Here is a 26525-nt window from a genome sequence, read left to right as displayed (position 1 = left end):
ACCGCGCGCATCAGCTCCGGCCAGGTCTCGCCGTGCCGGTCCAGGTGCCGGTGCACCAGCTCGACCCGGGTGCCGCCGCCCTGCGGGGTGAAGGTGACCTCGACCTCGGAGGCGTGCGCCGGGTCGGGCTCGAGCTCGAACCCGCTGGTGATCGCCCAGGACAGCACCAGCCGGGTCGGCGGCTCCCAGGTCAGCACCTCGCCCCAGACGCACTCGACGCCCGCGCTGTCGCGGTCCAGCCAGCGGCCGCCGACGCCGGGCTCCAGCACCCGCACCTCCGGGGTGTTGCCGATGTGGTGGCCGACCGGCCACCAGTCGTCGAAGCGCTCGGTGAAGAACGCGAACGCCTTCTCCGGCGGCACCTCGACCGTCACGTCCGTACGGACCTCGGTGACGCCGGCCGTGTCGTTCATGTCTGCTCCTCGTCCCGCTCGACCGCGGCCTTGAAGGCGTCGAGCGCTGTGGTCCAGAACCGGTCGAGGTAGGCGCGTACGGCGTCCGCCCCGCTGGGGTCGAGCTGGTAGAGCCGCCGGGTCCCGGCCGCCTGGTCGGTGACCAGGCCGGCCTCCTTGAGCACGCGCAGGTGCTGGGAGACCGCCGGCCGGGAGACGGGCAGCTGCGCGGCGAGCTCGCCGACCGCGCGGGGCCCGCCGGCGAGCAGCTCGACGATCGCCTGCCGGGTGGGGTCCCCCAACGCGGCCAGCGCCGCCGATCCGTAAGTCGGCACGAACCGTAAGCTACGGCTTACCGCTGTTGGCCGTCAAGGTACGGTGGCTCCTCGTGCGGACCGTGGAGCTCGAGGACGTGCAGGCGGCGCGAACACTGCTCGACGGCGTCATCCGCCGGACCCCGCTGGAACACAGCCGGGTGCTGGCCGCCCAGGCCGGCGGGCCGGTCCACATCAAGTGCGAGAACCTGCAGCGGACCGGGTCGTTCAAGATCCGCGGGGCGTACACCTGCATCGCCCGGATGTCGGACGAGCAGCGGGCCGCCGGCGTGGTCGCGGCCAGCGCCGGCAACCACGCCCAGGGGGTGGCGCTGGCGGCCCAGCTGCTCGGCACCCGCTCGACGGTGTTCATGCCGGTCAGCGCGGCCCTGCCGAAGATCGTCGCGACCCGCAACTACGGCGCCGAGGTCCGGCTGGCCGGTGACTCGGTGGACGCGGCGCTGCTCTCGGCGCTGGAATTCGCGGCCGAGACCGGGGCGCAGCTGGTGCACCCCTTCGACCACCCGGACATCATCGCGGGACAGGGCACGGCCGGGCTGGAGGTGCTGGAGCAGTGCCCCGAGGTGAAGACCGTGCTGGTCTGTACCGGGGGCGGCGGGCTCGTGGCCGGCATGGGGGTCGCGATCAAGGCGCTGCGGCCGGAGGTGACGGTCGTCGCGGTGCAGGCCGAGCACGCGGCGGCGTACCCGGCCTCGCTGGCGGCGGGGCGGCCGATCGCGCTGGAGCGGATGGCGACGATGGCCGACGGGATCGCCGTCGGCCGGCCCGGGGACCTGCCGTTCGCGCTGATCCAGAAGGTCGTCGACGAGGTCACCACGGTCTCGGAGGCGGCGATCTCCAAGGCGCTGCTGTTCTGCCTGGAGCGGGCCAAGCTGGTCGTCGAGCCGGCCGGCGCCGCGGCGATCGCAGCGCTGCTGACCGAGCCGGGCCGCTGGGAGCCGCCGGTGGTGGCGGTCGTCTCCGGCGGCAACATCGATCCGGTGCTGCTGCTGCGGGTGATCCAGCACGGGATGCTCTCGGCCGGGCGCTACCTCTCGGTCGGGGTCCGGATCTCCGACCGGCCGGGGGAGCTGGCCGGGCTGCTCGCGCTGCTGGCCGGCCTCGGCGCCAACGTGCTGGACGTCGAGCACTCCCGGATCACCTCGCACCTGGACCTGGGCGAGGTCGAGGTGGCGCTGACCGTGGAGACCCGCGGGTCCGAGCACCGGGTCGAGCTGCTGGCCGCGCTGAACGCGGCCGGGCACGCGGTCAGCCTGTCCTGAAATCCCCTATCCGGTCCCGGCTGGGGCAACTATGATCCTGCGATCCGGGTACGACCCTTCTGGGCCAGTCCGCGACCCAGCGCCCCGGTAGGGGGTTGTCGTGGCCACCAACTTCATCTTCGACCGCTTCTCCGCCGCCAGCACGGAAGACCCGTACGGGCTGTACGCGCAGGCTCGCGAGGAGGCCCCGGTCTGGTTCGCGGAGGCCTACGGCGTCTGGATCGTCAGCCGGTACGCCGACGTCCGCCGGGTCCTGCTGGACCCGGACCGGTTCTCCTCGGCCTTCGAGATCCGGACCCCGCACCGGCCCGGGCCCGGGGTGCTGGACATCCTCGCCACCGGCCACCGCGAGGTGCCGGCGCTGCTCAACGAGGACCCGCCGGCGCACCGCCGGACCCGCGACCTGGTCGCGCAGACGTTCGGCCCGCGCCGGATCGAGGCGCTGGAACCGCGGGTGACCGAGATCGTGACCGAGCTGCTCGACCGGCTGGAGCCCGGCCAGAAGGGCGATCTGGTGACCGGGCTGGCGGCGCCGCTGCCGCTGCTGGTGATCTGCGAGCTCATCGGGCTGCCGGCCGACGACGCGCCCCGCCTCCGGGCCTGGACCCAGGAGCTCGCCGCGCTCACCTCGTTCGGGGTCGGGCCGGAACGGCAGCGGGCGGCGGCCCACGCCTCGGTGGACTTCGAGCGCTACCTCGCCGCCGCGATCACGGACCGGCGGGCGGCGCCCCGCGACGACCTGCTCTCCGACCTCATCGCGGTCCGGGCGGACGGGCTGGCCCCGCTCACCGACCCCGAGCTGATCAGCCTGCTCATCTCGCTGGTCTTCGCCGGGCACGAGACCACCGCCAACCTCATCGGCACCGCGCTGGTGCTGCTGCTGCGCCGGCCGGAGCTCTGGGAGGAGATCGGCGCCGACCCCGACCTGGTGACCGCGGTGGTCGAGGAGACGCTGCGGATGGACGCGCCGGTGCAGGGCATGTTCCGGCGGGCGGTCACGGACGTCGAGCTCGGCGGGACGACGATCCCGGCCGGCGCGCAGGTCTTCGTGCTGTTCGCCGCGGCCAACCGGGACCCGGCCGAGTTCGCCGAGCCGGACGAGTTCCGGCCCGGGCGCGACCGGGTCGAGCGGCACCTCGCCTTCGGCCGCGGCATCCACTTCTGCCTGGGCGCGGTGCTGGCCCGCACCGAGGCCCGGGCGGCGATCCTGCTGCTGCGCGAGCGGCTGCCGGGGCTGCGGCTGGAAGAAGGCTTCCGGGTCCCGTACGTCCCGCACCTGCTGCACCGCGGGCCGAGCACGCTGCCGGCGGTCTGGGACTGACGTACGACCAAAGAACTAGTCAGCTTCCAGCAAAAGTCCGGCGCGTTCTGTCGGTGCCACCCGTTAGTTTCGGTGCGACCTCGGGGCCGCCCGGTCCCGGGGCCAGAACCCGGGAAGGAGGGCGGACCAGGTGCCCGCCATCACCGCCGAGGGCCTGACGAAGGTCTACGGCTCGCGCAAACACACGGTGCGTGCGCTCGACGGGCTCGACCTGACGGTCGAGGAAGGAACCGTGCTCGGCCTGCTCGGTCCCAACGGGGCCGGCAAGACCACCACGGTCCGTGTGCTGGCCACGCTGCTGCGGCCGGACGCGGGCCGGGCGACCGTCCTCGGCTACGACGTGGTCCGGGACGCCCAGCGGCTGCGGCACGAGATCGGTCTCTCGGGGCAGTACGCGGCCGTCGACGAGAACCTCACCGGCGCCGAGAACCTCTGGATGTTCGGCCGGCTCTACCAGCTGCCCAGCGCCGAGGCCCGGACCCGGGCCGGGGAGCTGCTGGAGCAGTTCGCGCTGAGCGCCGCGGCCGACCGGGTCGTGAAGACCTACTCGGGCGGGATGCGACGGCGGCTGGACCTGGCCTCGGCCCTGATCGGCCGGCCCCGGCTGCTGTTCCTGGACGAGCCGACCACCGGTCTCGACCCGCGCAGCCGGATGGGCATGTGGGAGGTCATCCGCGACCTCGTCCGGACCGGCTCGACCCTGCTGCTGACCACGCAGTACCTGGAGGAGGCCGACGCGCTGGCCGACGAGATCGGGGTGGTCGACGCCGGGCGGATCATCGCCCGCGGCACCGCCGACGAGCTCAAGTCGCAGGTCGGCGGCGAGCGGGTGGAGGTCGTGGTGCGCAAGCCCGACGACATCGAGGGGGCCAGGGCTGTGCTCGCGAGAGCCTGCGGGGCCGAGGTCACGGTCGACGAGCACGCCCGCCGGCTCACCTCGCCGAGCAGCGGCGGCACCGAGTCGCTGGTCGGCGTGCTGCGCTCGCTCGATGACGCCGGCATCCCGCTGGACGACGTCGGCCTGCGCCGGCCGACGCTGGACGACGTGTTCCTCAGCCTGACCGGGCACTCGACCGAGGACGGGTTCGTGGCCGAGGACGAGCCCGTCGGGGCGGCGTCATGAGCGCCGTGCTGACCGGGCGCGCGAGCGGCTCGGCGTTCTCCGACACCGTCGTGCTGACCTGGCGGAACCTGAAGCGGATCCCGCGGATCCCGGAGCTGGCGGCGTTCGCGATCCTGCAGTCGGTCATGTTCGTGCTGCTGTTCGCGTTCGTCTTCGGCGGCGCGATCCCGCTGCCCGGCGGCGGGTCCTACCGCGAATACCTGATGCCCGGGATCTTCGCCCAGACGCTGGCGTTCGCCTCGGCCACGACCACGGTCGGGATCACCGACGACATGCAGAAGGGGCTGGTGGACCGGTTCCGGTCGCTGCCGATGGTCCGCTCGGCCTTCCTGACCGGGCGGACGATCGCGGACGTGGCGTACAACGCCGGGATCCTGGTCGTGCTCATGGTGACCGGGCTCGCGGTGGGCTGGCGGATCCACAACGGGGTCGGGCAGTTCCTGGCCGCGCTCGGAGTCGCGCTGCTGTTCGCGTACGCGATGAGCTGGCTCGGGGTCTTCCTCGGGCAGCTGACCCCGACGGTCGAGGTGGCGCAGCAGGTCGCGTTCACCACGGTCTTCCCGATCACGTTCGTGTCCAACGCGTTCGTGCCGCTGCAGGCGCTGCCGGGCTGGCTGCAGCCGTTCGCCGAGTGGAACCCGGTCAGCACGCTGACCGCGGCCATGCGGGACCTGTTCGGCAACCCCAACCCGCCCTCGGGCACCAGGTTCCCGTCCGAGCACCCGATCCTCATGACGGTGCTCTGGGCGGTCGGGATCGTGGCGGTGTTCGCGCCGCTCGCGGTCCGGAGGTATCGGGACATCTCCAAGTGAGGTCCTAGGGTTCGCGGGGTGAAGAACCTCAGCCGGGACGAGGCCCGGGAGCGGGCGGCGCTGCTGACGGTCGAGTCGTACGAGGTGCGGCTCGACCTGACCGCGGCGCCGTCCGCGACCCGGTTCGGGACCCGGACCCGGATCGTGTTCGAGTGCCGGCGCGACGGCGCGGACACCTTCCTCGAGCACGAGGTGCCGGCCTGGGAGTCGGCCGTGCTCGACGGCCGGCCGCTGGACCTTGCGACGGTCATGGGCAACCGGCTGCCGCTGCCGGGGCTCGCGGCCGGGCGGCACGAGCTGGAGGTGGCGGCGAGCGCGGCCTACAGCCTGACCGGGGAGGGGCTGCACCGGGCCGTCGACCCGGCCGACGGCGAGGTCTACCTCTACCAGCAGAGCTTCCTCGACGACGCCCAGCGCACGTTCGCCTGCTTCGACCAGCCCGACCTCAAGGCGGTCGTGACGCTGTCCGCGGACGTGCCGCCGGGCTGGCAGATGGCGGCCAACGCACGTGGGACGGGGGACGGCGACCACTGGTCGTTCGTGCCGACCGAGCGGATCTCGACGTACCTGGTGAGCCTGGCCGCGGGGCCGTACCACGTGGAGAAGACGGACCACCGCGGGATCGAGCTCGGCCTGTGGTGCCGCCGTTCGATGCGCGAGCACCTCGCCGCGGACGACCTGTTCCCGGTCACGAAGCAGGCGTTCGACCTGCAGGAGCGGCTGTTCGGCCGGTCGTACCCGTTCGGGGACACGTACGACCAGGTGTTCGTGCCCGGGTTCAACGCCGGGGCGATGGAGAACCCCGGGCTGGTCACGTTCACCGACGACTTCCTCTACCGGTCCAGGCTCACGCTGGCCCGGCGCCGGCTGCGGGCCCAGGTCGTCTCGCACGAGCTGGCCCACATGTGGTTCGGCGACCTGGTCACCATGCGCTGGTGGGACGACCTCTGGCTGAACGAGTCGTTCGCCGAGCTGATGGGCGTGCTCACCGTCGACGAGGCCACCGACGTGCCCGGCGGCTGGCCCGCCTTCACCGTCGGCCGCAAGGCCTGGGGGTACGCGACCGATCAGCTGCCGACCACCCACCCGGTCGCCACCGACGTCGGCAACACCCAGGGCGCGCTGCTCAACTTCGACGGGATCAGCTACGCCAAGGGCGCGTCGGTGCTGCGGCAGCTGATGGCGTACGTGGGGCGGGACGTGTTCTTCGCCGGGATCCGTTCCTATCTGCAGCAGCACGCGTGGGGGAACACGACACTGGCCGACCTGCTGGCCGCGCTGTCCGCGAGCAGCGGGCGTTCGCTGGACGAGTGGGCTTCGGCGTGGTTGCGCACCACGGGGGTGAGCACCCTGCGGCCGTCGTGGGAGGGCTCGGTCCTCTCGGTCGTGCAGGAGTCGCCCACGCCGCGGCCGGCCCGGATCGGGGTCGGGCGCTGGGACCTGGTCGACGGCGTGCTGCGCCGGCGCGACCTGACCGAGGTCGACGTCGGGCCGGGGACGACGCCGGTACCGCTGAGCGGGCCGCGGCCGGACCTGGTGCTGCTCAACGACGGCGACCTCGCGTTCGCCAAGGTGCGGTTCGACGAGCGGTCGGCGCAGACGCTGCTGCGGCACCTCTACACGATGGACGACGCGCTGAGCCGGGCGCTGTGCTGGGCTGCGCTCTGGGACTCGACCCGGGACGCGGAGCTGCCGGCCTGGGCGTACGTGGAGGCGGTGCTGGCGGGGGAGGCGGTCGAAGGCGACCCGGAGCAGATCGAGACGCTGCTCGCCCAGGCGAGGACCGCGGCGACGCGGTACCTGCCGGTCGCGGAGCGGCCGGCGACGCTGCGCCGGCTGGCGGACGCGTGGTGGGCCTCGGCCTGGGCGGCCGAGCCTGGCGGCGATGTCCAGCTCGGGTACGTGCAGGCGCTGATCGAGGTCGCCGACGACGAACGTGTCGACGGGCTGCTCGACGCGGGCGCGCCGGCCGGGCCGGTGGTCGACGGCGGCGCCCTGCCCGGGGCGGTGGGCGGTGGTGGCGGCGCGGTCGGGTCGGTGGGCGGCGGTGACGTGTGGGCCGCGGCCGGGGCGGTGGGCGGGGGCGGGGTGCCGACGGGGCTGGTGGTGGATGCCGAGCTCCGGTGGCTGGTGCTGCACCGGCTGGCCGCGCTGGGGCGCGCCGACGCGGGCCGGCTGGACGCGGAACTGCGCCGGGACCCGACCGCGGCGGGAGAACGCCAGCACGCGGCCGCGCTCGCGGCCCGGCCGCTGGCGGCCGCGAAGGAGGAGGCGTTCGCGATCCTGACCGGCCCGGGGGAGCTGACCAACGACCTGGCCCGTTCGGTCGCCCGCGGCTTCTGGCAACGCGGGCAGGAGGACCTCTGCCGGCCCTGGGTCGAGCGTTACTTCGCGGCCTTGCCGGAGATCTGGGAGCGGCGCGGACCGGCGGTCGCGGGGCGGATCACCCGGTTGCTGTTCCCGCACCTGGACGAGCCGGAGACGGTGGCGCGGGCGGATGCGTTCCTGGCGTCGGCGTCGGCGTCGGCCGGGTGCCGGCGGATCGTCCTGGAAGCACGGGACGACACGGCCCGCGCGCTCCGCGCGATCGCCGCCAACTGACGCGGGCGCTCGAGCCGCCTGCAGGGCTGGCGCTGCGGCGGGCCGCACGCCGGGCTGGCGTCGGGGTGGGTCGTGCATGCCGGGCTGGCGTCGTGGAACAGCGCTGCACGCCGGGGCGGGCGGTGTCCGTCCGAAGCGTCACCACTGGGAGTGGCAATTACCACTCCCAGTGGTACGGCTCCGACCGGATGCCGTCCCGCCGCGAGCGAACGGCCCGTCAGGTCCAGGTGGTGGGGAGGCGATGCGGGCCGCGGTGCATGAGGTTGGGGAGGTAGGGAACCGCGAAGTCCGGGTCGAGGTGCAGCGTCGGCAACCGGCGGCGCAGGATCCGCAGCACGGTCTGCGACTCGAGCCGGGCCAGCGGCGCCCCGAGGCAGTAGTGGATGCCGCGGCCGAAGGCCAGGCTCCGCTCCAGCTCCGCCCGGCCCGGGTCGAACTCGTCCGGCTCACCGAACATCGACCCGTCCCGGTCGGCCGAGGCGAACAACGCGAACACCGGCGCCCCGGCCGGGATCGTCACGCCGTCGACCTGGACGTCGAAGACCGCGCGCCGGAACGTCCCCTGCACCGGTGAATCGATCCGCAGCGTCTCCTCGACCACGTTCGCGATCAGGCCCGGATCGCCCTCGATCGACTTCCAGAGCTCGGGCCGGTACAGCAACCGCAGCAGCGCGCTGCCGATCAGATCGGACGTCGTCTCGTGGCCGGCGAAGGTCAGCGAGACGACCAGGCTGATCAGCTCGGCGTCGGTCAGCGGCGGCACGCCCGGGGCCTGCGCGGTGATCATGTCGGTGAGCAGGTCGTCACGGCCGTTGTCGCGGCGGGCGGCGATCTCGGCCGCCACGTACCGCTCGTAGTCGACCGAGCCGCGGGCCGCCTCCCGCTGGGCCTCGGGCTCGGCGTCGTACGAGGTGAGCACGCCCAGCTGCCGGGTCCAGTCCCGGATCGTCGCGGCTTCCCCGGCCGGCAGGCCGATCAGGTCGAGGATCACCCGCAGCGGCAGCGGGGCCGCCAGCTCGCCGACGAGGTCGGCCTCCTTGCGGGCCTCGAACCCGTCCACGAGCTCCTCGACGAGCGCGACGATCCGCGGCTCCAGGCCGCTGATCCGGCGCGGGCTGAACGCCCTGGCGACCAGGTCGCGGGTCCGGCGGTGCCCGGGCGGGTCCTCGTTGAGCAGGGCCGGGACCTCGGGGTGCCCCTCGGCCAGGATCTCGGCGACGCCGGGCGCCATCCGCTGCGGCGTACGGATCTGGAAGGCGGAGGAGAACCGCATGGGGTCCATCAGCACCCGGCGGACGTCCGCGTACCGGCTGATGACCCAGGTGCCGAAGTCCTCGGCGTAGAAGACCGGCTGCTGCTCGCGGGCCTGCGCGTAGAGCGGATAGGGATCCGCCAGGTTCGCGTCGGTGAAGCGGTCGAACGTGAAGCCGGCTGCCACCTGTTCCTCCCGATGCCCGGCAGCGGACCAATCGGTCGAACGGTGCGCTGACGCGTTGTTGCCGCACATATCTTCGCGCACGTCCACTTACCGACAGCAACGACGAAGCAATGGAAGGCCCGGAACCACCCGATCGGGCACTACGGCGGTCACCCCCGCCCGGTTCACCGCCCCGAACGGACCGAGCCCGGCCCCACCCACCGGCGCCTCCACGCCTCCGCGCGCCTCCACGCCCGGCGTCCGCGACAGCGGGGTCAGCACCCCCGCGGGTCGGCTACGGGCGGCGAGCGGTCGGGTTAGCGGCGGCCGCCGAGGTTGCGGAGGAAGACCTGGAGGACGGCGCGGGCGAGGTCGGCGCCGGACCCGTGGCCCTGCGGTCGTGGGCCGGTGCCCGCGAAGAAGTCGTCCCAGCTCGAGCCGCTGGTCCAGGGGACCGTTCCGGTCGGGCGGCCGGGGCCCGGGCGGCGTGGGGTCCGTGATCCGTCGTTCGGGGCGGCGCCGCCGTAGCGGGGGCCGGCCGGCGGGGTCTGGCCGCGGCGGGTGAGGTCGTCCCAGCTCGGGCCGGTACGGCCCGGAGCGGGCAGTGCGCCGCCTCGCGCCGTGCCGGGACGAGAGGTCCGGTCGCCCGGGAGGGGACGGCCGGTGCCGGGCCCGCCCGGGAGGGGCCGGCCTGTGCCAGAGCCGTCGGTTCCGGAGCCGCCGGTGCCGGGACGGCCGCCGCCGGAGCGGCCGGGCCAGGAAGTGCCAGGCCCGTTGATGCCGGGGCGGCCGCTGCCGGTGCTGCCGGGCCGGATGGTGCCGGGCCCGTCGATGCCGGGACGGCCGCCGCCGGATCGGCCGCTGCCCGTGCTGCCGGGTCGGACAGTGCCGGGCCCGTCGATGCCGGGACGGCCACCGCCGGATCGGCCGCTGCCCGCGCTGCCAGGCCGGGCGGTGCCGGGGCCATTGATGCCGGGGCGGCCGGCCCCGGAGCCGCGGGAGCCCGGGCGACCAGTGGCCGGGCGGCCCGCGGCCGAGCGGCTCGCGCCGGGGCGGGCGGGCTGGTCGGGGCGGGCGGTGGGTTCGTCGGGCGGGGTCGGGGTGACCGCGCCCGGGTCAAACCGTCCAAGAGGCGAGTCGAAGGTCGTGGCGCCGATCACGGTCGCGTCCGCGTACCCGCCGAGAGGATCACGACCGGGCCCGTCGCCGAGCGCGAGCGCATCCCGCCCGAAGGGCGTCGCCAGCGCGTCCCGGAGGGCGGAGTCCGCGCTCAGCGCGTCGTACTGAGCACCGGCGGCGAGCGCGTCGGAACCGGTCAGTCCGCTGAGCGAGTCGGTCCCGCCGAACCCGCCGGCCAGCGCGTCCGACCCGGCGAACCCGCCGGCCAGCGCATCGCGCCCGTCGAAGGGCCCGGTGCCGTCGACGTTCCGCAGCCGCGCCATGCGTACGAGAGTGTCACACCCCCCGTCTACGGTCCCGGTCATGGAGATGCGCACCGATCGGGTCGGCCTGCTGCTCGACCAGCTCGACTCTTCCGTCGGCATCACCCGCGAGCGGCTGACCGGCCTGACCGACGAGGAATACCTCTGGGAGCCGGCGCCGGGCGCGTGGTCGGTGCACCGGCGGGGCGAGGCCGCCAGCCCGGATCCGTACGGGCCGGGTGACTGGCTGCTCGACTGGGACCACGGCCATCCCGACCCCGATCCGGTCACCACGATCGCCTGGCGGCTGGGGCACCTGATCTCGATGTACAAGGACCGCTGGGAGTGGACGTTCGGATCCCGCAGCATCCGGCCCGAGGTCTCGACCGACTTCACGCCATCCGCGGAGGAGGCGCTGGCGACGCTCTGGGCGGAGACCGAGCGGTTCGCCGCCTCGGTCGGCGCGATGACCGACGAGCAGCTGGACGTCCCCGGGTTCGGCCAGTACCCGTACGGGTTGGATCCCAAGCTGCCGTTCATCTCGATCGTCTGGTGGATGAACCGCGAGTTCATCCACCACTGCGCCGAGGTCGCCCTCCTGCGCGACCTCTACCTCCGCCGCGAGAAAGCAGCGCGGGATTCGAGGTAGGCGCGTTCGGGGGTGCTGAGGGTGAGGCGGGCGGCCTCGAGGTAGGCGGCGCGGGCCGCGGAGACGTCGCCGGACAGCTCCAGCAGGTGGGCCCGGACGGCGGCCACGCGGTGGTGCCCGGCCAGGGCCGGGTCCGCCGCGGCCGCGTCCAGCTCGGTCAGCCCGGCCGCGGGACCGTGCACCATCGCGACCGCGACGAGCCGGTTCAGCGTGACCATCGGGCCGGGCGCGAGGACGGCGAGCAGCTCGTACAGGCCGAGGATCTGGGGCCAGTCGGTGTCCGCGGCGCTCGGTGCGGTGTCGTGCAGGGCCGCGATCGCCGCCTGCAGCTGGTACGGGCCGATCGGCGCGACCGGGAGCGTCGCGTCCAGCAGCGCGGTCCCCTCCGTGATCATCGCGGCGTCCCAGCGCGACCGGTCCTGCTCGGCCAGTGGGACCAGGTCGCCCTCGGCGGTGGTCCGGGCCGGCCGGCGTCGGTGAGCAGCAGCAGCGCGAGCAGCCCGGCGACCTCGCCGTCCGCCGGCACCGATGCGTGCAGCTGCCGGGCCAGCCGGATCGCCTCCGCGGTCAGCTCGACCCGCTGCAGTGAGGCGCCGGAGCTGGCGGTGTGGCCCTCGGTGAAGATCAGGTAGAGCACGTGCAGGACGGCGGCCAGGCGCTCGGGCCGCTCCTCGTCCGTGGGCGGGGTGAAGCGCCCGCCGCTGGCCTTGATCTTGGCCTTGGCCCGGCTGATCCGCTGCGCGACCGTCGACTCCGGCACCAGCAGCGCGCGGGCGATCTCCGCGGTGGTGAGTCCGCCGACCGCGCGCAGGGTGAGCGCGATCTGGGACGCCGGGGTCAGCGTGGGATGGCAGCAGAGGGCCAGCAGGGTCAGCGTGTCGTCGACGCCGGAGACCGGCTCGGGCGCGGCGTCGAAGACCGCGACCTCGCGGCGGCGCCGGGCGGTCTCGTTGCGCCAGAGCTCGGTCCGGCGGCGGGAGGCGACGGTGACGAGCCAGCCGGTCGGGTTGGCCGGCACGCCCTCGGCCGGCCACTGCGTGGACGCCGCCAGCAGCGCCTCCTGCACCGCGTCCTCACAGGCCTCGAAGTCTCCGGTACGGCGCACCAGCACCCCGAGCACGCGCGGCGCCAGCTCCCGCAACAGCTCCTCGACGCCGCTCACCGTTCCGGCGCCTCCGCGCCGGCCCCGGGCGGGATCGCCTCGTCGCCGGCGCCCTCGGCAGGCCCGGCCACGGCGGAGTCGCCCGACGACCCCCGGCTCCCCGACCCGCCCACCTCCGCCACGCCCCCGGTCCCGGTCGCGGGGGTGGGGGGTTCGGGGTTGATGGGGCGGATGAGGAGTTCGGTCCAGGTGGCGTCGGGGATTCGGGCGGCGATCTCGACGGCGCGTTCGGCGGTGCAGTCGACGAGGTAGAAGCCGGCCAGGTGCTCCTTCGCCTCCGCCATCGGCCCGTCGCTGACGACGGTCCGCCCGTCCCGCACGGTGACCCGCCGGGTCAGCGCCACGTCGCCGAGCCCCTCGGACGCGATCAGCTCGCCGGACGCGGCCAGTTCCCGGGACAGCTCCCGGTAGCGCGGTCCGAGCGCGCGCAGTTCGTCGTCGCTCATCCGCTCCCAGACCGCCTGGAACGACGGGTTCGACTGGATCATGATCAGGTACCGCACCCCGCGCACTCTGTCAGACGAGCGTCAGATGAGGGTCGACCGAGCGTCGACCGAGCGTCGACCGAGCGTCAGACGAGCCCCGAACGAGACCCGCCCGCCGCGGCGCTCCGTTGAGCCGCGGCGGGCGGGGAGCCCCCGCGGGAATCGAGCCTCAGAGGTTGCCGCGCCGCTCCTGCTCCCGCTCGATCGCCTCGAACAGCGCCTTGAAGTTGCCCTTGCCGAACCCCTCCGACCCGTGCCGCTCGATCAGCTCGAAGAACACGGTCGGGCGGTCCTGCACCGGCTTGGTGAAGATCTGCAGGAGGTACCCGTCCTCGTCGCGGTCGGCGAGGATCCCCAGCGACTGCAGGGTGTCCAGCGAGACCCGGGTCTCGCCGACCCAGCTGCCGAGCGCGTCGTAGTACGAGTCCGGAGTGGACAGGAACTCCACGCCCGCGGCCTGCATGGCCAGGACCGAGGCGACGATGTCGTCGGTGGCCAGCGCCAGGTGCTGCACGCCGGGTCCGCCGTAGAACTCGAGGTACTCGTCGATCTGGGACTTCTTCTTCCCGGCGGCCGGCTCGTTGAGCGGGAACTTGACCTTCCGGGAGCCGTCCGCGACGACCTTGGACATCAGCGCGGAGTACTCGGTGGCGATGTCGTCGCCGACGAACTCCTTCATGTTCGTGAAGCCCAGGACCCGGTGGTAGAAGGCGACCCACTCGTCCATCCGGCCGAGCTCGACGTTGCCGACGCAGTGGTCGATGGTCCGGAACGGCGGCGTGGCCAGGGTGCCAAGAACCGGGGTGCCGTGGAGAGGCCCCCGCGCCTGGAACCCGGGCAGGAACCCGCCGGAGTAATCGCCGCGCTGCACGAACGAGTGTCGCGTCTCGCCGTACGTCGCGATGGCGGCGACGACGACCTTGCCGCCCTCGTCCTCGGACACCGTCGGCTCGGCCAGCGGGGTCGCCCCGGCCGACACCGCCTGCTCGTACGCGGCCGCCGCGTCGGGCACGGTCATCGCCAGGTCCACCACGCCGTCGCCGTGCGTACGGACGTGGTCGCCGACCCAGGTCCCCGCGTGCGCCTCGCCGGTCAGCCGGAAGCGGGCGGACCCGGCCTCCAGCACGTACTCGACGACGTCACGAGAACCGGTCTCCGGACCGCGGTACGCGATGCAGCGCATCCCGAACGCCGTGGAGTAGTAGTGCGCGGCCTGCCGGGCGTTGCCCACCGCGAACCGCACGTGGTCCATTCCGAGCACCGGGAAATCCATGGCCCACTCCTCCGCTGAGTTCGTGGGGTCAGATTCGACGCCCCCGTACGACTGGGCAAGCCGTCGGCGAAGTGCTGCTCAAGCTGTACAGTAAGCCGACATGGAGCCCTCGGAGGCTGTACAGAATGTTCGGTTCGACGGGCTGGATGCCCGGCTGGTGACCTTGCTGGCCGAGCAGCCCCGGATCGGCGTGCTGGAGTGCGCCCGGCGGCTCGGCGTGGCCCGCGGCACCGCGCAGGCGCGGCTGGACCGGCTGCAGGCCCGGGGCGTGATCACCGGCTTCGGGCCGGACGTGGACCCCGGTGCGCTCGGCTTCGGGGTCTCCGCGTTCGTCACGCTGGAGATCGCGCAGGGCCGCGGCCGGGACGGCGTGGTGGCGCACCTCGGCGGCATCCCGGAGGTGCTGCAGGTGCACACCGTGACCGGTCAGGGCGACCTGCTCTGCCGGATCGTGGCGCGCTCCAACGCCGACCTGCAGCGGGTCATCGACGCGGCCGTCGCCCACCCCGACATCCGGCGCACGGCAACCTTGATCGCCCTGGCCGCACCCATCCCTTACCGCGTCCTCCCACTGGTCCGCGCCGCGGCGTCGGGCTGAGCCGCGGCCGGCTGCGGCCCGGGGTGAGCCCGCCCGTCGCGGAGCGGGCCGGGATCACGAGGTAAAGGGTTCTGCCTTCTGCAGCGTGACGCTCATCGTCTTGCCGTTGGGCGTCTCGTACGTCCGGGTCTCGCCGACCTTGGCCCCGTCCAGCGCCCTGCCCAGCGGCGAGGCCGCCGAGTAGACCTCCAGCGACGCGCTCTCCTCGCGGGAGCCGATCAGGAACGTCTCGCTCTCGTCGTCGTCGTCGAACCGCACGGTCACGACCATGCCCGGCCCGGCCACGCCGGAGTGCGTCGGCGCGTCGCCGACCTGCGCCGTCCGCAGCAGCTCCTGCAGCTGCCGGATGCGCGCCTCCTGCTTGCCCTGCTCCTCGCGGGCGGCGTGGTAGCCGCCGTTCTCCTTGAGGTCACCCTCCTCGCGCCGGGCGCTGATCTCCGCGGCGATGACCGTCCGGCCCTCGACCAGGGAATCGAGCTCGGCCTTGAGGCGGTCGTAGGCCTCCCGCGTGAGCCAGGTGACGGGGGTGCTGTTGTCCGTCATCGACACGGGGTGCTCCTAGAGGGTGCGGGTGGGCGGATGGTCGGACTCGGATCAGGAACGAACGTCGAAAGTAACATCGCAGGGCGATGACACCCAGCCCTGCCGTCGATGACGCGGACCGGGCGGTCCCCCCGCCACTGTCCCGACCGGCCGCGACCCGGCGGGGCGAGGTGCCCGCGGCGGTGTCCGACGCGTTCCCGGCGGCCGGTGGGCCGTCGAGCACGATGGTACCCGCGGCGGCTGACCGCGCCCGGGGGCGCGCCACGCCCGTGACCACCTCGGTACGGTTCCCGCGCCCGGCCGGTTGGAATCCTGCTGCGGCTCGGCTCGTTCGAATAAGAAATGTCCGACCAACCGGGTAGGAGTACGCGCGTGACCCAGGAGCAGCTGCGCCTCATGGCGGTGCACGCGCACCCCGACGACGAGTCGAGCAAGGGCGCCGCGACGATGGCGCGCTACGTCGACGAGGGCGTGGACGTGCTCGTGGTGACCGCGACCGGCGGGGAGCGGGGCTCGATCCTCAACCCGGCCATGGACCGGCCCGAGGTGCTGGCCGACTTGCCGGAGATCCGCAAGGCCGAGATGGCCAAGGCGCGCGAGATCCTCGGCGTCCGGCAGGACTGGCTCGGTTTCGTCGACTCCGGGCTGCCCGAGGGCGACCCGACGCCGCCGCTGCCGGAGGGCTGCTTCGGCCTCATGGACCCGGAGGAGGCCGCGGCCCCGCTGGTCGCGGAGATCCGGAAGCAGCGCCCGCATGTCGTGCTGACCTACGACGAGAACGGCGGCTATCCGCACCCGGACCACGTCATGACCCACAAGATCTCGATGGTGGCGTTCGACGCCGCCGGCGACCCGGACCGCTACCCGGAGGCCGGCGAGCCCTGGCAGCCGCTGAAGCTCTACTACCACATGAGCTTCGGCCGGAGCCGGATGCAGCAGATGCACGAGGCCCTGCTCGAGGCCGGCCTGGAGTCGCCGTACGAGGAGTGGCTGAAGGACTGGGACGGCGAGGACACGGTCACGCCGCGGATCACCACCCGGATCGCCTGCTCGGACTGGTTCGAGCGCCGGGACGCCGCGCTGATCGCGCACGCGACCCAGATCGACCCGACCGGGCGCTGGTTCTCGGTGCCGCTGACACTGCGCCAGCAGATCACCCCGACCGAGGACTACGAGCTGGCCCGGTCGCTGGTGGACACCGACCTACCCGAGGACGACCTGTTCGCGGGCGTCCGGGAGAGAATCAGCGCGTGACCCCGCTGCTGCTGGCCGCTCCCGCCGCCCCCGCCGTCGAGAACCGCGAGGCCAGCCCGATCGCGCTGGTGCTCGTGCTGGTCCTGCTGGTGGCGTTGATCTTCCTGATCCGGTCGATGAACAAGCACCTGCGCAAGGTCCCGGCCGACTTCTCGGAGACCCCCGTGCAGCCGGAGCCGGAGAAGGAGAAGACCCCCGAGGCCTAGTCGTACGAGTCGCCGCGGCGGGTCCGTTTGGTCGCCGAGCGGCGCTTCTTGGCCGAGATCCGGCGTTCGGTCGCGCCCCGGGACGGCCGGGTCGCCCGGCGCGGCGGGGGCGGCGGCTCCAATGCCCGGGCCACCAGCCCGGCCAGCCGTTCCCGGGCCGACTCCCGGTTGCGCAACTGCGAGCGCCGCTCGGACGCGACGACGACCAGCGAGTCCCCGGTCAGCCGCGATCCCAGCCGGCGCCGCAGCCGGTCCAGCGTCTCCGCCGGCAGCGTGGACGCGCCCAGGTCCCAGACCAGCTCGACCCGCGAGTCGGTGGTGTTGACGCCCTGGCCGCCCGGACCGGACGAGCGGGAGAACCGCTCGGTCAGCTCGTCGCCCGGGATCGTCACCCGGGACGAGACGGACAGGTCAGCGGGCACCCGACCAGATTAGAGGCCGGGTCCTCGGTGCGCTGGCGCTCCCTGGAGACCTGCCCGGCCGCCGCTGCGCTGTCCCCGCGGGACATCGGCTGGGTCCGCCGCGCGCTGGCCAACACGCTGACCCGGCGAACCGGGTCGGAGCGGACCGCGCTGCGCGAGACGCAGGTCGCGGTCGTCACCCCGGAGCTGGCCGGGGAGGATGGGGGCATGGCCAACCGCCTCGCGACCGCCACCAGCCCGTACCTGCTCCAGCACCAGGACAACCCGGTCGACTGGTGGCCGTGGTCGGCCGAGGCGTTCGCGGCCGCCCGGGAGCGGGACGTGCCGGTCCTGCTGTCCGTCGGGTACGCGGCCTGCCACTGGTGCCACGTGATGGCGCACGAGTCGTTCGAGGACGACGAGACGGCCGCGCTGATCAACAAGGGTTTCGTCGCGATCAAGGTCGACCGGGAGGAGCGGCCCGACGTCGACGCGGTCTACATGGAGGCGACCCAGGGCATGACCGGCCAGGGCGGCTGGCCGATGACCTGCTTCCTCACCCCGGACGGGGCGCCGTTCTACTGCGGGACGTACTTCCCCAGGCCGGTGCTCCAGCGGCTGCTCGGCTCGGTCGGGGACGCCTGGCGGGACCGCCGGGACGAGGTCGTCGACGCCGGTCAGCGCATCGTCACCGCGTTGTCCGCGCCGCGCGAGCTGACCCCGGCCCCGCTGGACGCGACCGTGCTGGACCAGGCCGCGGCCGAGCTGCGGGCCGGTTACGACCCGGCCAACGGGGGCTTCGGCGGGGCGCCGAAGTTCCCGCCGTCGATGGTGCTGGAGTTCCTGCTGCGCCGGCACGCCCGGACCGGCGACGGCCTGGACCTGGTCACCGGCACGGCCGAGGCGATGGCCCGCGGCGGGATGTATGACCAGCTCGCCGGCGGCTTCGCCCGCTACTCGGTCGACGCCGGCTGGGTGGTGCCGCACTTCGAGAAGATGCTCTACGACAACGCCCTGCTGCTGCGGCTCTACCTGCACCTCTGGCGGGAGACCGGGTCGCCGCTGGCGTCGCGCGTCGTCCGCGAGACGGCGGAGTTCCTGCTGCGCGATCTCCGTACGGCCGAGGGCGGGTTCGCCTCCGCGCTGGACGCGGACGCGGCCGGGGTCGAGGGGCTGACGTACGCCTGGACGCCGGCCCAGCTGATCGCCGCGCTCGGCTACGAGGACGGCGAGTGGGCGGCCGGGCTGCTGTCGGTGACCGAGGCCGGCACGTTCGAGCACGGGTCCTCCACGCTGCAGCTGCGGGCCGACCCGGCCGACCCGGAGCGCTGGGAGCGGGTCCGGGCGATGCTGCTGGTGGTCCGGGACGGCCGCCCGCAGCCGGCCCGCGACGACAAGGTGGTCGCGGCCTGGAACGGGCTGGCCATCGCCGGGCTGGCCGAGGCCGGCGCGCTGCTGGGCGAGCCGGGCTGGGTGACCGCGGCGGTCGAGGCCGCCACCCTGCTGCTGGACCTGCACGTGGTCGACGGCCGGCTGCGGCGGACCTCCCGGGACGGCGTGGTGGGGGAGTCGGCCGGGGTGCTGGAGGACCACGGCGACCTGGCCGAGGGGCTGCTCGCGCTGCACCAGGCCACAGCCGACCCGCGCTGGCTGACCGCCGCGGGCGAGCTGCTGGACACGGTGCTGGCCCGCTTCGGGGACGGCCGGGGCGGCTTCCACGACACCGCCGACGACGCCGAGGAGCTCATCCGGCGGCCCTGGGACCCGGCCGACGGGCCGACCCCGTCCGGTCCCGCTGCCGCGGCCGGGGCGCTGCTCACGCACGCCGCGCTGGCCGAGCGGACCGATCACCGGGCCGCCGCCGACGCCGCGCTGGCCTCGCTCGCGCCGATCGTGGGGTCGTACCCGCGGGCCGGGGGCTGGGCCGCCGCGGTGGCCGAGGCCGCCCTGGCGGGGCCCCTGCAGGTCGCCGTCGTGGGCAACGGCCCGGCTCCGGTCGGCACCGCGGGCCGGTCGGCTGACGTGGGCCTGTCGGCCGACGTGGGCCTGTCGGCCGGCGCCGACGCCGGCTTGCCGGCCGTGGCCGGCGCCGGTTCGGCGGCCGAGGCCGGCGCTGCGGTGCCGGGCGCCGCGGCGGAGCTGGTTCGGGTGGCGCGGCTGGGGACGTCGCCGGGGTTGGTCGTGGTGGCGGGGGAGCCGGACCTTCCCGGGGTACCGCTGCTGGCCCAGCGGCCGCTGGTAAACGGTCAGGCGGCCGCGTACGTCTGCCGGGGGTTCGTCTGCGACCGCCCCTCGACCGACGCCGGGACGCTGGCGGCGGCGGTGCGCGCGGTGCGCTGAGCGCCGATCCCGGCCGCGACCACCAGCACCACGCCGGCCGCCTGCAGCCAGTTCGGCGCCTGGGCCAGCAGCACCAGCCCGAGCACGGTCGCGATCCCCGGCTCCAGCGCCATCAGCGTCCCGAACGCGGTCAGCGTCATCCGGCGCAACGCCGCCAGCTCCAGCGCGTACGGCAGCAGCGGGCTGAGCAGGCCGAGCCCGATCCCGGCCAGCGCGATCCCGGGAGTCAGCCCGGTGAGCGCCGGACCGGCCGCCAGCGGCGCGGTCAGCAGCGCGCCCGCGCTCATCGAGACCGCGAGCGGGCGCAGGCCCTCGACCTCGGCGCCGACCCGCTGGGTGAGCACCAGGTAGGCGGCCCAGCCGGCCGCGGCGGCCAGCGCGAAGCCGACCCCGCCGAGGTCGATCGAGCCGGTCCAGGGCTCGGTCAGCGCGAGGACGCCGGCCAGCGCGAGCGTCGGCCAGAGCAGCGCGGCCGGCCGGTGCGCCCGGACCGCGGCGACGCCGAGCGGGCCGAGGAACTCGATCGCGACCGCCGTCCCGAGCGGGATCCGGGCGACCGCCTCGATGAACGCCAGCGTGAGCAGCCCGGTCGTGGCCCCCAGCAGCAGCGTGCCGACCAGCGCCCGGCGGCTGAACGCGCGCAGCCGCGGCCGGGCCACCGCCAGCAGCACCAGCCCGGCCACGGCCAGCCGCAGCCAGGCCGACCCGGCCGGAGTCAGCGCCGCGAACTGGTGCGTGGACAGCGCCGATGCGATCTGCACCAGCACCATCGAGCCGATGGCCAGGGTGGGAGCGGGCAGCCTCATGGTGATCAGGAAACCGGTGCTGCGCGTCCGCGTCCATCGGACGTTTCCGTACGGTCTGTTTAGACTTCGCGGACGATGGATCTCGACAAGCTGCGCGCGCTGGTGGAGCTGTCCCGGCTCGGCACGATGACCGCGGTCGCGGGCTCGACCGGCTACGGCACGTCCGCGATCAGCCAGCAGCTGGCCGCGCTGGAACGGCAGGTCGGCACCAGACTGCTGGAGTCCGAGGGGCGGCGGGTCCGGCTCACCCCGGCCGGCCGCCGGCTGGCCGAGCACGGCCGGACGATCCTGGCCGCCGTCACCGCGGCCGAGCTCGACCTGGCCGCGCGGGACGAGCCGCACGGGCGGCTGCGGATCGCCGGGCACACCTCCGCGCTGCGGTTCACGGTCCTGCCGGCGCTGCCCGAGCTGGCCCGGGCGTACCCGGAGGTGCGGATCGACCTGCACGAGAGCGAGCCGGACGAGACCGAGCTGCTGCTCGACGACGACCGGATCGACCTCGGGCTGGTCTGGGACTACACGCTGGTGCCGAAGGTCTGGCGGCACGTGCCGGCGCTGCTGTCCAGCACGCCGATGGTGCTCGCGGTGCCGCCGGGCTCGGCCGCGCCGGACCGGATCCGGACCCCGGCCGACCTGGAGCCGCTGCGGGACGTCGAGTGGATCGGCAACTCCCGCTCCGGCGGCGACGAGGAACTGGCCCGCCGGCTCTGCGCGATCGCCGGCTGGACGCCGCGGATCCGGCACCGGGCCGACACCCTCGAACTGCTGGCCGACCTGGTCGCGGCCGGGACCGGGACGTGCGTGCTGCCGGCCGGCAGTCCCGAGGCGGCCCGGGTCCGTACGGTCGCGCTCGACCTGGTCCGGACCGACGTCCGGGTCTGGGCCGTGGTCCGGGCCGGCACCGAGTCCTGGCCGGCGACGGCGGCCGTGATCCGCCACCTCGCCGCAGCGCCGCCGGCCGTCGATCCGGGCCCTGGGCCGGGCGTTACGCCGTCGGCTTAGGCCCTACCGTCCGGCCGACTTACCGCGCATGCTGGATTGCAGTGCAACGGTGTAATCAATACCTGGAGGCATAGATGACCGGACGAGGGCGAGGCTGGGGCGGACACGGCCACGGCCGTGGGTTCTCCGGCCGCGGGGGCTGGCAGCAGGCCGACCTGCCGCCGGCCGACGACGCGGCGGGCTGGTTCACCGGCCGGCTGCCGGACGGCTGGTTCACCGGCGCGCCCAGCGTGACCGTGGACCGGGACGAGATCCTGGTGATCGGGACGCTGGAGGCGCCGGCGGTCGAGGGCGACGCGGTCGCGGTCAGCGCGGCCGAGGCCGGCCGGATCACCCGCTTCCGCGAGGACACCCGGGACGAGCGGATCGCGATCGCGCAGGAGGCCGAGCACCGCTACGGCCGCAAGGTCGCCTGGGGTGCGGTCGCCGGCGGCACCCGGCAGCTGTTCACCACGCTGTCCGCGCCGGTGATGACCCGGTTGCGGCAGCCCGAGCGGCAGGTGCTGGACACGCTGGTCTCCGCCGGCGTGGCCCGGTCCCGGTCCGAGGCGCTGGCCTGGTGCGTACGGCTGGTGGGCGAGCACGCCGACACCTGGCTGACCGACCTCCGTGACGCGATGGGCGCGGTGGACCGGCTCCGGGCCCAGGGCCCGGACGCGGGCGGCCCCGAGGAGGAGCCGACCGAGTCCTGAGCAGGAGCGGCGCGCCCGCTAGGGTCTCGGCGTGCGCGCCGCTGTGTTCGAAGGACCGGGGAACATCCGGATCCAGGACGTCCCGGACCCCGAGATCGAGCTGACGACCGACGCGGTCGTCCGGGTCGTCTCCGCCGCGCTCTGCGGCTCCGACCTCTGGTCGTACCGGGGGTACGGGCAGCGGCAGCCGGGCGAGCGGATCGGGCACGAGTTCCTCGGCGTGGTCACCGACGTCGGCCCCGACGTCCGGACCGTACGGCCCGGGGACCTGGTGATCTCGCCGTTCACCTGGTCCGACGGGACCTGTGAGTACTGCCTCTCCGGGCTGACCACGTCCTGCGTGGACGGCGGCGTGTTCGGCGAGCCCGGGCACGACGGCGCCCAGGGCGAGGCCGTGCGCGTCCCGCACGCGGACGGCACGCTGGTCGTGGTGCCGCCGGCGCTGCGGGACGCCGACCCGAGCCTGCTGCTGCCGCTCTGCGACGTGCTGCCGACCGGGCACCACGCCGCCCTCGCGGCCGGCGTGAAGTTCGGCCACCGGGTCGTGGTGGTCGGCGACGGCGCGGTCGGGCTGTGCGCGGTGCTGGCCGCCCGGCGGCTCGGCGCCGAGAGCGTCACCGTGATCGGTCACCACGAGCAGCGCCTGGAGCTGGCCCGCCGGCTCGGCGCCACCGACGTGGTCAGCGGCCGCGGCGACAGTGTGGCCGAGCAGGTCATCACGCTGACCGGCGGCGCGCACGCGGTGCTGGAGTGCGTCGGGGCGCAGGCCGCGATGGACATGGCGGTCGCGGTGGCCCGCGACGGCGCCACGATCGGCTACGTCGGCGTGCCGCACCTGGTCGAGGGCATCGACCTGACCCAGCTGTTCAACCGCAACATCGACCTGGCCGGCGGGATCACCCCGGCCCGGGTCTACCTGCCGGAGCTGATGACCGACATCGCGCTGGGGAACCTGGACGCGAGCGCGGTCCTGGACTCGGTCGTCGACCTGGCCGGGGTGCCCGAGGGCTACCTGGCCATGGACGGGCGCAAGTCGCTCAAGGTCCGGGTGGACGTCAGCACCGTCTAGTAGACGGCGAGCCAGACCGCGACCATGTGACAGAGCGCGGCGACCACGGTGCAGAGGTGGAACACCTCGTGGTAGCCGAACGTGCGCGGCCAGGGGTCCGGCCGCTGCATCGCGTACACGATCGCGCCGTACGTGTAGAGCAGGCCGCCGATCGCGACCAGCACGAACGCGGCCACCCCGCCCTGGTGCAGCAGGTCGGGCAGGGTGAACACGGCCACCCAGCCCAGGCCCAGGTAGAGCGGCGCCGACAGCCAGCGCGGCAGGCCGGACCAGATCGTCTTCATCAGCACGCCGCCGAGCGCGCCCGTCCAGACCACGGCCAGCACGATGGTGCCGGTCCGTTCCGGCATGGCCAGCACCGCGAACGGCGTGTACGTGCCGGCGATGAACACGAAGATCATCGAGTGGTCGAGCCGGGCCAGCAGCCGGTGCCGGCTCGGGGTGGCCCATTTGACCCGGTGGTAGATCGCGGAGGTGCCGAAGAGCAGGCAGACGGTCAGCGCGTAGATCGCGGTGGCGGTCCCGGCTTCGGCCCCGCGGGTGGCACCGGCGACCGCGACCAGGACGATGCCGGCCGCGACCGAGACGGCGAAGGCCCACAGGTGGAGCCATCCGCGAAGCCGGGGCCGCGCGGCGACGGCGGCTACGAGGGTGTCGGTCACCCGCCCGACGCTACGTACGGGTGCTGTGCGCCGACATGGGGCTTACCCCCCAAAAACCACCGCGGATTTCGTCAGCTTCCGCTCATGGAAGCGCCCGGGGCGGCAGCTTCGCCCGCGTAGAGTGCACGAGTGCCTGTGCGTGACCTGCTCTACACCGTGTACGAGCGGCGGTTGCGCCGCCAGCTCGCCGGCCGGCCGGTTCCCCGGCACGTCGGGGTCATGTGCGACGGCAACAGACGGTGGGCCCGCGCGGCGGGCGCCGGGGACGTGAGCTTCGGGCACCAGGCCGGCGCCGACCGGATCGAGGACGTGCTGCGCTGGAGCGCGGACGCCGGGGTCGAGGTCGTGACGCTCTGGCTGCTGTCGACGGAGAACCTGTCCCGGCCCGAGTCCGAGCTGCAGCCGCTGCTGCGGATCATCGAGGAGCTCGTCGGCGACCTGGCCGCGGACCGGGCCGGCTGGCGGATCACGCTGGTCGGCGCCCTGGACCTGCTGCCGCCGGAGACCGCGCACCTGCTCAAGACCGCCGCGGAGAAGACCGCGCTCGGGCAGGGCCTGGCCGTGAACATCGCCGTCGGGTACGGCGGCCGGCAGGAGATCGCCGACGCCGTCCGGTCCCTGCTCTACGAGCACGCCGCCTCCGGCGGGACCATCGAGGAGCTGGCCGAGGTCCTCGACGTCGACCACATCGCCGAGCACCTCTACACCCGCGGCCAGCCCGACCCGGACCTGGTGATCCGGACGTCGGGGGAGCAGCGGATGAGCGGGTTCCTGCTCTGGCAGAGCGCGCACTCGGAGTTCTACTTCTGCGAGGCGTACTGGCCGGACTTCCGGCGGATCGACTTCCTGCGCGCGCTGCGTGCGTACGCCGATCGCCACCGCCGCTTCGGCGCGTAGGCGCGCCTCTCCTGACTGACCGGCGGCGCCGGTGACGCCCAGATGACGACCGGCGCGTTGACGAAGCCGACCGGTACGACACCGGCATCGGTCGACTCCGCCGCCATCTGGACGCCACCGGCATCCACCGCCAGCCAGGAGAAGCGCCTGAGCTGTAGTTTCCCGGCGTGGATGTCGCGCGGGAGTACGTGCTGCTGGGGTTGCGGTTCGATCGGTTGTCCGAGGGGTTCGTCGACGCGTACACGGGCGACCCGGCGCTGCGGGCCCAGGTCGCAGGCGAGGCCCGGCCGCTGCCGGTCGCGCTGGCGGCGCAGGCCAGGGCCCTGCTGGCCGAGTTGCCGTCCTCGGGCCTGCCCGCGGACCGGGTGGCCTACCTGCAGGCGCAGCTGACCGCGCTGGAGTGCAACGCCCGCAAGCTCGGCGGCGAGGCGGTCGGTTTCACCGCCGAGGTCGCGGCGTACTTCCAGGTCGAGATCGGGCTCGGCGACGAGGACGAGTACGCGGCCGCGCACGACCGGCTGGACGCGCTGCTGCCCGGCTCCGGCCCGCTCGTGGAACGGTACGCGGCCTACCGGACGGGCGACGAGTGCCCGCCGGAGCGGCTCGACGGGCTGGTCCGGGACCTGTCCTCGGCGCTGCGGGACGTGGTCCGGTCGGGGTACGGGCTGCCCGAGGGCGAGACCGTCGACTACCAGATCGTCACCGACGAGCCCTGGAGCGGCTTCAACTACTACCTCGGCGGCTACCAGTCCCGGGTCGCGATCAACGCCGACCTGCCGCACCGGCTGTCCCAGCTGCCGCACCTGGTCGCGCACGAGTCGTACCCGGGGCACCACACGGAGCACTGCCGCAAGGAGCGTGGCCTGGTCGGCGTCGAGGGCCGGCTGGAGCACACGATCTTCCTGGTCAACACGCCCGAGTGCCTGGTCGCGGAGGGGCTGGCCGACCTCGGTATCCCGGCCTCGGTCGGCGCCGGCTGGGGCCCCTGGGCCCAGGAGGTGTACGCCGACCTGCGGCTCGGATTCGACGGGCACCTGGCCGAGCAGGTGACGCTCGCGGTACAGGGCCTGGACCGGGCCCGGCAGGACGCGGCGCTGCTGCTGCACGACCGGGGCGCGTCCGCGGACGAGGTCGTGGCGTTCCTGCAGCGCTGGATGCTGGTACCGGAGAAGCGGGCCCGGCAGTCGCTGCGGTTCCTGTCCCATCCGCTCTGGCGCGCGTACACCTCGACGTACGTGGAGGGGTACCGGCTGCTGTCGGCCTGGCTGGCGGCCCGGCCGTCGGACCAGTCGATCGGCGCGCGGTTCGTACGGTTGCTGGACGAGCCGCTCACCCCGAGCCGGCTCGCCGCCGAAGTGGGGGTCTGAACGTGGTCGGACTGGTCCTGGTCTCGCACTCCGCGACGATGGCGCGCGGCCTGGTCGAGCTGATCGACCAGCTCGCTCCGGACGTGACGATCGTCACCGCGGCCGGCACCGAGGACGGCCGGATCGGGACCTCCCCGGATGCGGTCGCGGCCGCGCTGACCGCGGCGGACTCCGGGGACGGCGTGGTCGTGATCCCCGATCTCGGCTCGGCCGTGCTGGCCGTCCGGGTCGCGCTGGAGGACGTGGACGAGTCCCGGTTCGTGCTGGTGGACGCGCCGTTCGTGGAGGGGGCGGTGTCCGCGGCCGTCACCGCGGGGACCGGCGCCACCCTCGACGAGGTCGTCGCCGCCGCCCACGAGGCGCGCGAGATCCCCAAGTTCTGACCCCGCCGGACTCCGCGGCGGGATGGTGTCCGGTCGGAGTCGTACCACTGGC

26 protein-coding genes and 2 pseudogenes are annotated in these 26525 nt (G+C 74.1%); 16 read left to right on the top strand and 12 right to left on the bottom strand.

Annotated features, from left to right (window positions below; genetic code table 11):
* Positions 1-413: SRPBCC domain-containing protein (locus VGP36_21820; GenBank protein ID HEV7657346.1), on the bottom strand; the 413-nt coding region annotated here is incomplete at its 3' end.
* The gene (locus VGP36_21815; GenBank protein ID HEV7657345.1) at positions 410-727 is read right to left on the bottom strand and encodes a metalloregulator ArsR/SmtB family transcription factor; all 318 of its coding nucleotides are present in this window, start codon (positions 725-727) and stop codon (positions 410-412) included. The genes VGP36_21820 and VGP36_21815, both read right to left, overlap by 4 nt.
* 62 nt (positions 728-789) lie before the next feature.
* Here VGP36_21815 and ilvA point away from each other — a divergent pair, with 62 nt between their 5' ends.
* From ilvA to pepN, 5 genes are all read left to right on the top strand, one after another.
* Positions 790-1989, top strand: a complete 1200-nt coding sequence (ilvA, locus tag VGP36_21810) for a threonine ammonia-lyase (protein HEV7657344.1) — start codon at positions 790-792, stop codon at positions 1987-1989.
* 100 nt (positions 1990-2089) lie between these two features.
* The gene (locus VGP36_21805; GenBank protein ID HEV7657343.1) at positions 2090-3310 is read left to right on the top strand and encodes a cytochrome P450; all 1221 of its coding nucleotides are present in this window, start codon (positions 2090-2092) and stop codon (positions 3308-3310) included.
* Positions 3311-3440: 130 nt separating this feature from the next.
* Positions 3441-4433, top strand: a complete 993-nt coding sequence (locus VGP36_21800; protein ID HEV7657342.1) for an ATP-binding cassette domain-containing protein — start codon at positions 3441-3443, stop codon at positions 4431-4433.
* On the top strand, positions 4430-5245 hold the full coding sequence (locus VGP36_21795; GenBank protein HEV7657341.1) for an ABC transporter permease: 816 nt from the start codon (positions 4430-4432) through the stop codon (positions 5243-5245). The genes VGP36_21800 and VGP36_21795 overlap by 4 nt, the downstream gene beginning before the upstream one ends.
* A gap of 18 nt (positions 5246-5263) precedes the next feature.
* Positions 5264-7846 (top strand): aminopeptidase N, encoded by a 2583-nt coding sequence (pepN, locus tag VGP36_21790; protein ID HEV7657340.1) that lies wholly within the window; start codon positions 5264-5266, stop codon positions 7844-7846.
* A gap of 217 nt (positions 7847-8063) precedes the next feature.
* On the opposite strand, the gene VGP36_21785 is transcribed toward pepN, so the two are convergent.
* Positions 8064-9284 carry a cytochrome P450 gene (locus VGP36_21785; protein HEV7657339.1) on the bottom strand — a complete coding sequence of 407 codons (1221 nt, stop codon included), beginning with the start codon at positions 9282-9284 and terminating at the stop codon, positions 8064-8066.
* A 296-nt stretch (positions 9285-9580) separates the two neighbouring features.
* On the bottom strand, positions 9581-10705 hold the full coding sequence (locus VGP36_21780) for a hypothetical protein (protein HEV7657338.1): 1125 nt from the start codon (positions 10703-10705) through the stop codon (positions 9581-9583).
* Positions 10706-10745: 40 nt separating this feature from the next.
* Here VGP36_21780 and VGP36_21775 point away from each other — a divergent pair, with 40 nt between their 5' ends.
* Positions 10746-11333, top strand: coding sequence for a DinB family protein (locus VGP36_21775; GenBank protein ID HEV7657337.1), 588 nt, complete (start codon positions 10746-10748; stop codon positions 11331-11333).
* On the opposite strand, the gene VGP36_21770 is transcribed toward VGP36_21775, so the two are convergent.
* The 4 genes and pseudogenes from VGP36_21770 to hppD form a co-directional block, all read right to left on the bottom strand.
* Positions 11294-11728, bottom strand: coding sequence for a hypothetical protein (locus tag VGP36_21770; GenBank protein HEV7657336.1), 435 nt, complete (start codon positions 11726-11728; stop codon positions 11294-11296). The two genes, VGP36_21775 and VGP36_21770, sit on opposite strands and share 40 nt — an antisense overlap.
* A gap of 27 nt (positions 11729-11755) precedes the next feature.
* A pseudogene (locus VGP36_21765) lies at positions 11756-12438 on the bottom strand (DUF6596 domain-containing protein).
* Positions 12439-12491: 53 nt separating this feature from the next.
* Positions 12492-12998: a YciI family protein gene (locus tag VGP36_21760; GenBank protein ID HEV7657335.1), complete on the bottom strand. Its 507-nt coding sequence runs from the start codon at positions 12996-12998 to the stop codon at positions 12492-12494.
* 151 nt (positions 12999-13149) lie between these two features.
* Positions 13150-14247: pseudogene (gene hppD, locus VGP36_21755) on the bottom strand (4-hydroxyphenylpyruvate dioxygenase).
* 106 nt (positions 14248-14353) lie between these two features.
* Here hppD and VGP36_21750 point away from each other — a divergent pair.
* Positions 14354-14851, top strand: a complete 498-nt coding sequence (locus tag VGP36_21750; protein ID HEV7657334.1) for an Lrp/AsnC family transcriptional regulator — start codon at positions 14354-14356, stop codon at positions 14849-14851.
* 54 nt (positions 14852-14905) lie between these two features.
* Here VGP36_21750 and greA read toward each other — a convergent pair whose 3' ends face one another.
* Positions 14906-15394: a transcription elongation factor GreA gene (gene greA / locus VGP36_21745; GenBank protein ID HEV7657333.1), complete on the bottom strand. Its 489-nt coding sequence runs from the start codon at positions 15392-15394 to the stop codon at positions 14906-14908.
* 396 nt (positions 15395-15790) lie between these two features.
* Here greA and mca point away from each other — a divergent pair, with 396 nt between their 5' ends.
* Entirely contained in the window at positions 15791-16648 is an 858-nt protein-coding gene (gene mca, locus VGP36_21740; protein HEV7657332.1) for a mycothiol conjugate amidase Mca, read from the top strand.
* Positions 16645-16854 (top strand): hypothetical protein, encoded by a 210-nt coding sequence (locus VGP36_21735; protein HEV7657331.1) that lies wholly within the window; start codon positions 16645-16647, stop codon positions 16852-16854. The genes mca and VGP36_21735 overlap by 4 nt, the downstream gene beginning before the upstream one ends.
* Here VGP36_21735 and arfB read toward each other — a convergent pair.
* Complete coding sequence (gene arfB / locus VGP36_21730) at positions 16851-17276, bottom strand: alternative ribosome rescue aminoacyl-tRNA hydrolase ArfB (protein ID HEV7657330.1); 426 nt, start codon at positions 17274-17276, stop codon at positions 16851-16853. The two genes, VGP36_21735 and arfB, sit on opposite strands and share 4 nt — an antisense overlap.
* A gap of 207 nt (positions 17277-17483) precedes the next feature.
* Between arfB and VGP36_21725 the strand changes: the two genes are divergently transcribed.
* A complete protein-coding gene (locus tag VGP36_21725) occupies positions 17484-19595 on the top strand; it encodes a thioredoxin domain-containing protein (protein ID HEV7657329.1) in 2112 nt (703 codons plus the stop codon).
* Here VGP36_21725 and VGP36_21720 read toward each other — a convergent pair.
* Entirely contained in the window at positions 19502-20401 is a 900-nt protein-coding gene (locus VGP36_21720) for an EamA family transporter (protein HEV7657328.1), read from the bottom strand. The genes VGP36_21725 and VGP36_21720 overlap by 94 nt on opposite strands.
* Positions 20402-20476: 75 nt before the next feature.
* On the opposite strand from VGP36_21720, the gene VGP36_21715 reads away from it, so the two are divergent.
* From VGP36_21715 to VGP36_21705, 3 genes are all read left to right on the top strand, one after another.
* On the top strand, positions 20477-21403 hold the full coding sequence (locus tag VGP36_21715; GenBank protein ID HEV7657327.1) for a LysR family transcriptional regulator: 927 nt from the start codon (positions 20477-20479) through the stop codon (positions 21401-21403).
* Between the two features lie 74 nt (positions 21404-21477).
* Positions 21478-22095 (top strand): hypothetical protein, encoded by a 618-nt coding sequence (locus VGP36_21710; protein ID HEV7657326.1) that lies wholly within the window; start codon positions 21478-21480, stop codon positions 22093-22095.
* Between the two features lie 31 nt (positions 22096-22126).
* Positions 22127-23164: an alcohol dehydrogenase catalytic domain-containing protein gene (locus VGP36_21705; protein HEV7657325.1), complete on the top strand. Its 1038-nt coding sequence runs from the start codon at positions 22127-22129 to the stop codon at positions 23162-23164.
* On the opposite strand, the gene VGP36_21700 is transcribed toward VGP36_21705, so the two are convergent.
* Entirely contained in the window at positions 23161-23826 is a 666-nt protein-coding gene (locus VGP36_21700; protein HEV7657324.1) for a hemolysin III family protein, read from the bottom strand. The two genes, VGP36_21705 and VGP36_21700, sit on opposite strands and share 4 nt — an antisense overlap.
* A gap of 129 nt (positions 23827-23955) precedes the next feature.
* Here VGP36_21700 and VGP36_21695 point away from each other — a divergent pair, with 129 nt between their 5' ends.
* The 3 genes from VGP36_21695 (at position 23956) to dhaM (ending at position 26473) form a co-directional block, all read left to right on the top strand.
* Positions 23956-24723, top strand: coding sequence for an isoprenyl transferase (locus tag VGP36_21695; GenBank protein HEV7657323.1), 768 nt, complete (start codon positions 23956-23958; stop codon positions 24721-24723).
* Positions 24724-24890: 167 nt separating this feature from the next.
* Positions 24891-26090 carry a DUF885 domain-containing protein gene (locus VGP36_21690; protein HEV7657322.1) on the top strand — a complete coding sequence of 400 codons (1200 nt, stop codon included), beginning with the start codon at positions 24891-24893 and terminating at the stop codon, positions 26088-26090.
* Between the two features lie 2 nt (positions 26091-26092).
* The gene (dhaM, locus tag VGP36_21685) at positions 26093-26473 is read left to right on the top strand and encodes a dihydroxyacetone kinase phosphoryl donor subunit DhaM (GenBank protein HEV7657321.1); all 381 of its coding nucleotides are present in this window, start codon (positions 26093-26095) and stop codon (positions 26471-26473) included.
* Positions 26474-26525 lie beyond the last annotated feature (52 nt).

It is taken from the genome of Mycobacteriales bacterium, assembly GCA_035995165.1.
Classification (GTDB): domain Bacteria; phylum Actinomycetota; class Actinomycetes; order Mycobacteriales; family CADCTP01; genus CADCTP01.
Note: the sequence above shows the minus strand (reverse complement) of the source record. Positions and strands in the feature narration are given on the sequence as shown.